The 6,630-nt window shown below is 73.8% G+C and carries 5 protein-coding genes; 4 read left to right on the top strand and 1 reads right to left on the bottom strand.

Annotation, left to right across the window (positions count from 1 at the left end; genetic code table 11):
• Positions 1-77 precede the first annotated feature (77 nt).
• Complete coding sequence (locus ACFVFS_RS40220; RefSeq protein WP_380630073.1) at positions 78-1,847, bottom strand: oleate hydratase; 1,770 nt, start codon at positions 1,845-1,847, stop codon at positions 78-80.
• A gap of 339 nt (positions 1,848-2,186) precedes the next feature.
• On the opposite strand from ACFVFS_RS40220, the gene ACFVFS_RS40215 reads away from it, so the two are divergent.
• From ACFVFS_RS40215 to ACFVFS_RS40200, 4 genes are all read left to right on the top strand, one after another.
• A complete protein-coding gene (locus ACFVFS_RS40215) occupies positions 2,187-2,450 on the top strand; it encodes a hypothetical protein (protein WP_376092543.1) in 264 nt (87 codons plus the stop codon).
• Between the two features lie 48 nt (positions 2,451-2,498).
• Entirely contained in the window at positions 2,499-2,816 is a 318-nt protein-coding gene (locus ACFVFS_RS40210; RefSeq protein WP_380630072.1) for a DUF3027 domain-containing protein, read from the top strand.
• Between the two features lie 335 nt (positions 2,817-3,151).
• Positions 3,152-3,820, top strand: a complete 669-nt coding sequence (locus tag ACFVFS_RS40205) for an ABC transporter ATP-binding protein (RefSeq protein ID WP_380630069.1) — start codon at positions 3,152-3,154, stop codon at positions 3,818-3,820.
• Entirely contained in the window at positions 3,817-6,309 is a 2,493-nt protein-coding gene (locus ACFVFS_RS40200) for a hypothetical protein (protein ID WP_380630067.1), read from the top strand. Before ACFVFS_RS40205 ends, ACFVFS_RS40200 begins: the two co-directional genes overlap by 4 nt.
• The last annotated feature ends 321 nt before the right edge of the window (positions 6,310-6,630 follow it).

Raw genomic sequence — 6,630 nt, 5'->3', positions numbered from 1 at the left:
CCACTACTACAGAGCACCCGTCCACGGCACGGGCCCGGTGGGTCCGCGGACCCACCGGGCCCGTGCCGTGCCTGCGGCTACCGCCCCTCGTCGATCAGCCCGAACTCCTCCAGCAGCGCGCCGACCTCGGTCGCCTCCACCCGGTGCAGCAGCCGCTTGCGCAGGAACTCCGGCCCGGGAAGGTTCAGTTCGGCCCCGTCGCGCAGCCGGCTGGTCGCGGCGAGCAGCTTGCGCACGTCATAGGTCGAGTTGAACACCTCGGGCACCCCGCGCTCGACGTCCAGCAGCCGGTAGGCCGCCTCCATGCCGGTGCGCACCGAGTACTCGGTCGTGAAGATGCAGTCCCGCCCGGTCTCCGCGAACTGGCCGATGAAGGCGAAGTTCACCGCCCCGTCCGGCACCACCTGCGGCCGGTCGCCGGCCTTGCGGGGCAGGAAGAACGAGGTCACGTAGGGCATCATCACCGGCACGCAGCGGGCGGCCCCGGCGGCCAGCTCGGGGATCTCCGCCTCGGGCACGCCCAGGTGGTACAGCCACTCCTGGGTGATCTCCTCGCCCGTGCACTCCGCCATCGGCTTGCGGACGAAGTCGCCCGGACGGTCGACGAAGAGCGAGTACAGCCAGACCACGACCTGGTCGGCCGGCTGCTGCTTGAAGTGCGGCTGGCGGTTGACCGTCCAGCTCAGCAGCCAGGAGGAGTCACGGGCGGTGACGATGCCGCCGGTGACCACGCCGCCGCTGAACGGGTCGCGCTTGGCGACCTGCTGGATGTACCGGGGGATGCGCGGGTCCAGAGTGGTGACGGTGGCCGACTCCCACTTGCTCTGCGCGATGTTGCCGCAGAACACCTCGGGGCGGCCGAACTCCGGGTCCTTGGCGGCGATCCGCCGCCACAGGTCCCAGGCCGGCGCCGGGCCCTCGTTCAGCCGGGCCGGGGTGTGCTGGTCGCCGTTGTCGGAGTTCTCGGTGAGCGAGCCGATGGTGGTGAACACCAGGTCGTCCTCGCCGAGTTCGACGCCGCCGGGCCTGCCGGCCTCGGTCCAGTGGATCCGGGTCGCCCGCTTGCGCCCGGGCGCCAGGTCGAAGTCGATGTCGGTGACCTCGGTCTCGAAGCGGAAGGTCACGCCCTGGTCCATCAGCCAGCGGGTCAGCGGCAGCACCATCGACTCGTACTGGTTGTACTTGGTGAACTTCAGCGCGGAGAGGTCCGGCAGCCCGCCGACGTGGTGCACGAAGCGGTGCAGGTAGAGCTTCATCTCCAGCGCGCCGTGCCACTCCTCGAAGGCGAACATGGTCCGCCAGTACAGCCAGAAGTTGCTGTCCAGGAAGTCGCGGCCGAACACCTCGTCGATCCGCTTGCCCTCCAGCTCCTCGCGGGTGGCGAGGAAGATCCGCACCAGGTCCTTCTGCGCCCGGTCGCTCAGCGCGAACAGCCCGTCGGTGCGGGCGTCCCGGCCCCGCTGCTCGGTGACCCGCTGGAGCGAGAAGTTCGGGTCGTCCTTGTTCAGCCAGTAGAACTCGTCGAGCACCGAGGCGCCCTCGACCTCCAGCGAGGGCACCGAGCGGAAGAGGTCCCACAGGCACTCCATGTGGTCCTCCAGCTCGCGCCCGCCGCGCACCACGAAGCCCTTCTCCGGCTCCTTGATGCCGTCCAGCGCGCCGCCCGGCAGCCGCAGCCGCTCCAGGATGGTGATCCGCTCGCCGGGCACCTGCGCATCGCGTACCAGGAACGCCGCCCCCGCGAGCGACGCCAGCCCCGAACCGACGAACCAGGCGCTCGCCCGGTCGGCCCGCTCGGGCTTGCGCGGCCTGGCGAACGCCTCGTAGTTCCCGCTGCTCCAGTACACGTGCACTCCTTCGATCGGTGGATCGGCCGTTCGCGCGCGGCACACCTCGCCCACGCTCGCCAACGGCGCCTGCGGCGGCAACATGGCCGGCCCGAACGGGGGACACCCCGCCGGCCCGGCCCGCTGTGCCGTGATCACCACACTGCCCCCGCACCGGGCGGCCGCGAATCGGTCCACCGGGACCTGATCGCGGTCCGGAGGTCCCGGTCCGATGGTGCGCTTGGTCCCGGTTTGCCCGCCGGTGCCCCTGGGCAGGGCCGCCGGTGCCGGGACCCGCCGGACGTCCACGAACAGCCCACCCGGGGTGTCCCGGCGGCCCGGGCGACCGATCCTCGTGCCATGGCCTCGATCGTCGTGCTCTACGAGCTGGACCCCGGCCGGCTGCTCGGCCCGGACGGGGTCGAGCCCGCCGTGGCGGCCGTGCACGCCGCCGGATCGGATCCGGACGTCCCGGAGGACCCGCTGCCGCGCACCCTGTGCGGGCGGGACACCGGGGACCTGGAGCACGCGCACTTCCGGCCGGGGCTGGGGGAGCCCTGGTATCCGCCCACCCTGGCCGAGCAGCGGTGCCGGGAGTGCGAACGCGCGCTGCGCGCGCTCTAACGCCGCATCAGCGAACCTTCACCCTGTCAACGATGGGATGATCACCGTGTGAGCGGGCTGATTTTCGAAGGCGGGGGCGACGTGGCGTCAGCAGGGCCGTGGACCGGCGATGATCGAGGACACAACGATCAGTGCCACGCGCGATGGTACGCACTGGGCAACCGTTCGGCAGTGGGCGCTGCCTACCGGGACGAGTGGTACTCCGAGCAGTGCGGCGGCTGTCGCTACTGGGTGGCCCTGAGAGGCGAATCCGGAGCCGACTACGGGGTGTGCAGCAGCGCGGAGTCGGCGTTCGACGGGCGGGTGCGCTTCGAGCACGACGGCTGTGACTGCTTCACCGTCCGTGAGGACGGATCGTTCGGATAGCCGGCCAGGAGAGACTGGCCGTGGCCATGACCTCGGGTAGCCGCTCGTCGGAGGCGGCCATCCGATGCGGGGGTGGTTCCGCACGCCGGAGTGGAAGCGCCTCCAGGGCGAGCGGCTCCTGCGTGAGCAAGTACCGGGGGTGCTCGCTCGGTAGGCGCCGGGTATGGCCGGCACTGGCCCCAGGCCCGAGCACCGACGGCCTTCGAGCGCACCCGGCGGGCCGCCTCTCGGGGCGGCCCGCTCTGCAGTAGGGCGACGAGGAAGAGGAAATGGCAAGCGTCAGTCTTTCCGGAGTTCACCGGACATACGCGACGAGCAGTGGGGACGTTCACGCGGTGAACGGCGTGGATCTCGACATCGGCGACGGGGAATTCGTCGTCGTCATGGGCACCAGCGGTTCCGGGAAGACCACGCTGCTCAACCTGATCGGCGGCCTCGACCGGTCGACGGCGGGGCGGCTGGAGGTCCTGGGGATGGACCTCGCCGGTCTGCCGGAGGCCCGGCTCGCCCGGTTGCGGATGGTCTCCATCGGCTTCGTGTTCCAGGAGTTCAACCTGCTCCCGGAGCTGACCCTGCGGGAGAACGTCGCGCTGCCGCTGGAGGGGTCCGGGGTGGCCCGGGCGCAGGCCCGCCGGCGGGCCGACGCGGCGCTCGCCCGGGTCGGCCTCGCCGGCCTCGGTCCGCGCTTCCCCGACGAGGTCTCCGGCGGGCAGCAGCAGCGCGCGGCCATCGCCCGCGCCGTGGTCGGCGAGCGCCGGCTGCTGCTCGCGGACGAGCCGACCGGGGCGCTGGACTCGGCGACGGGTGCGCAGGTCATGGGCACGCTGCGCGAGCTGTGCGACTCCGGGGTCACGGCGATCGTCTCCACGCACAACCCGGCCAACGCCGACTACGCCGACCGGATCGTCCGGATGCAGGACGGCCGGATCGTCGACATCACCGTCGGAGGAGCGCGCGCGAGCGCGAGCGACCTCGAATCGCGCACCACCGGACCGCGCGGATGAGGCGGGACCGCGACGCCGCGCTCTGGCTCGCCTGGCGGCTGGTCGTCGGCCGGGGCTGGCGCCGATTCACCCTGATCGCCCTGTTCGCCGTCCCCGTGCTGCTGTCGACGGCGGCGATGCAGGTCATCGGGGTGCTCAACCTGTCGGGCCCGCAGAAGGCCCGGGCCCAGCTCGGCCAGGCCAACCTCTCCGTGACCGCGGCCGCTGCGGGAAAGGAGCAGCCGGACCTCGCCTCGGCGGTGCCCGGCATCCAGCCCTCCGACGCCGTCCTGCCGATCCGGTCGGCCCTGTCCTTCCCGATGGTCATCGCGGGCCGGACGGAGCAGCTTCCCTATCGGGAGACGGACTGGTCGAGCCCGCTGGTCTCCGGCATGACGCGCACCGTCTCGGGGCGGCTGCCGAGCGCGCCCGACGAGATCGCGCTCTCCCGCGCCCTGGCGGAGGAGCGGCACCTCGCCCCGGGCGACACCGTCCGCTACGCCTGGGCTCCCGAGGGCGTGGGGCCCGCGCGGATCGTCGGCACGGTGGAGGATCCGACGGGCTACCGGGCGCGCTTCGCCGTCGGGGCCCCGGGGCTGTTCGCCCGCTGGGACGACCGGACGCACACCGGACTGATCGGCCTGTCCACCAGCTGGCTGGTGCGGGCCGACACCGCGACCGAGGCCCGCATCACAGCCGCGGCCGCGCGGCAGCACTGGCAGGTGACCCCGCGTGAGGCCGTCTCCTCGGCCAAGAGCCTGCTGGAGGCCCAGCCGGGCCTGCTCGCCGTCCCCGGGCTCGCACTCGTCCTGTTCGGCGCCGCCGCCGCGTTCAACCTCCGGATGCGGCGGCTGAACCGGCAGCTGGCGATGCTGTCCGCCGTCGGCTTCAGCGGTGACCGGCTGGTGCGGCTGGCCCGCTGCGGCGGGGCCGCGGCCGTGGCGATCGGCACCGGCGCCGGCGTCCTGGGCGGCCTCGTCCTCGGCCAGGCGCTGCGGCCGCTGATCCGCTCCGCGGTGGAGCGGGACCTCGGAGCGTTCTCCCTGCCCTTCGCCGCGCTGGCGCTGCTGGCCGTCGGGGCGGTGGCCAGCGGTGTCGCGGGCATCTGGCTGCCCACCAGACTCGCCCGGACGGCGTCGGTGCGCGAGCGGCTCACCCGCGCCCCGCGCCCCGAACGACGATCGCGCCGCCACACGGTCCTGGCCGTCTCTGGTGCGGCGGGCGTCCTGCTCCTCCTGTTCTCGGCGACCCAGGGCACCGGCGTGGTCGGCCCCGTCGGCGCGGTCCTGGTGGTCCTGGCCGCGCTGACCGCCCTGCCGGACCTGCTGCACGTCCTGGGCCGCCTCGCCACGCGGCTGCCGCTGGCCGGGCGCTTCGCCCTGCGGGACCTGTCCCGGGAACGCCGCCGGCCGGTCGCCGCCGTCGCCTCCAGCGCCCTGGCCGTGGTCCTGGCCGTCAGCACGGCCTCCTTCGTCGCCTCGCAGACCGAGGAGGACCGGCGCACGCACGTCGGTTCGCGCCACGTGAACCAGGTCGAACTGCCACTGCGCAACACGGAACCGTCCGAGGCGGTGCTCGCCGCCGTCCGCGACGTGGTCGGCCGGGACACACCGGTGGAGGAGATCCGTACCGCCGTCCCCGCCGGCGCCCGCCCCGTGGCCGAGGGCAACCGGCTCTCGGTGCCGTCCGCCCGGCTCGTGATCGGCGGTACGCCCGCCGGCAGCATCCGAGTGGTCGACACCCCCGAGCAGTTCCGGGACCTCACCGGCCGCGCCCCGACCTCCCGCGAATGGCAGGCGCTGGGCGGGGCGAAGCTGCTCCTCCTCGACCGGACCGCCCCGACCGGAGCCGCCCCGGTGTCGCTGATGGTGCCACCGGGACCCGGCGGCGCGGCACCCGCGCCCGTTCCGGTGGACCCCGCCCCCGCAGACCCGGTGGACAAGGTCACGCTCACCCAGGCGAAGGCCCTGCTGAGCAGCGCGACGGCCCGCGCCGCCGGACTGGAGCCGTTCACCGCCGGCTACCGGGCCTCCCTGCCCGAGGACCCGCCGGCCGACCTGGAGGAACGACTCGGCCGGGCCGTGGAGCCGCTCGGCATCCCGACCTCCGACCTCCACGTCGAACGGGGCTACGAGCCGCCCGTCCCCGCGCGCTGGTCGATCACCCTCACCATCGGCGCCGCCACCGCCCTGGTGTCCGCGATGACGGCCGTCGGCGGTGCCGCCCAGGAGATCCGCCCCCGCATGCTGCTGCTCCGGGTCATCGGCTTCCGCGGCGGGGTCCAACGGCGGATCCTGGCCACCCAGGCGGCCGTGATCACCGGCCTGGCCATGCTCATCGGCGTCCTCGGCGGCTGGCTCGTCGCCGGAAGCCAGCTGTGGCCCCAGGACATTCCGGTAGCCATGCCCTGGTCGACGATCGCCGCCACCGCGTTCGGCGTCGCCATCGCCTCGTCCGCCCTCGCGGCCGCGCTGCGCCCCCGGACCGACTCCCGGCTGCGCGAACGCTGACCGTCGTCGCGCCGCCGTCCCGGCTTCGGCGAGCGGGCAGGCCGGACACGCGCGGTTCGCCACCGGCACCGGTGGCGAACCCCGCGTCGGCCGCGGCCACGGGGGACCGGTCACCAGCCGGGCCGCCGCGCGTCCGCCGGGGTCGAGCGGGCTCAGCCTCCGGCGGCGAGCTCCCGGGCCCGGGCCTCGACCTCGGGCGTCGCCTTGGCCAGGGAGCCGCTGTCGTACGGCGGCTGGGGGTCGTACTCGGTGAGGAGCTGAATGGCCCGGGCGGTGAGTTCGTCGCTCAGCAGCGCGCACAGCCCCAGGGCCAGGTCGATT

It is taken from the genome of Kitasatospora sp. NPDC057692 (genome assembly GCF_042799475.1).
Classification (GTDB): domain Bacteria; phylum Actinomycetota; class Actinomycetes; order Streptomycetales; family Streptomycetaceae; genus Kitasatospora.
Note: the sequence above shows the minus strand (reverse complement) of the source record. Positions and strands in the feature narration are given on the sequence as shown.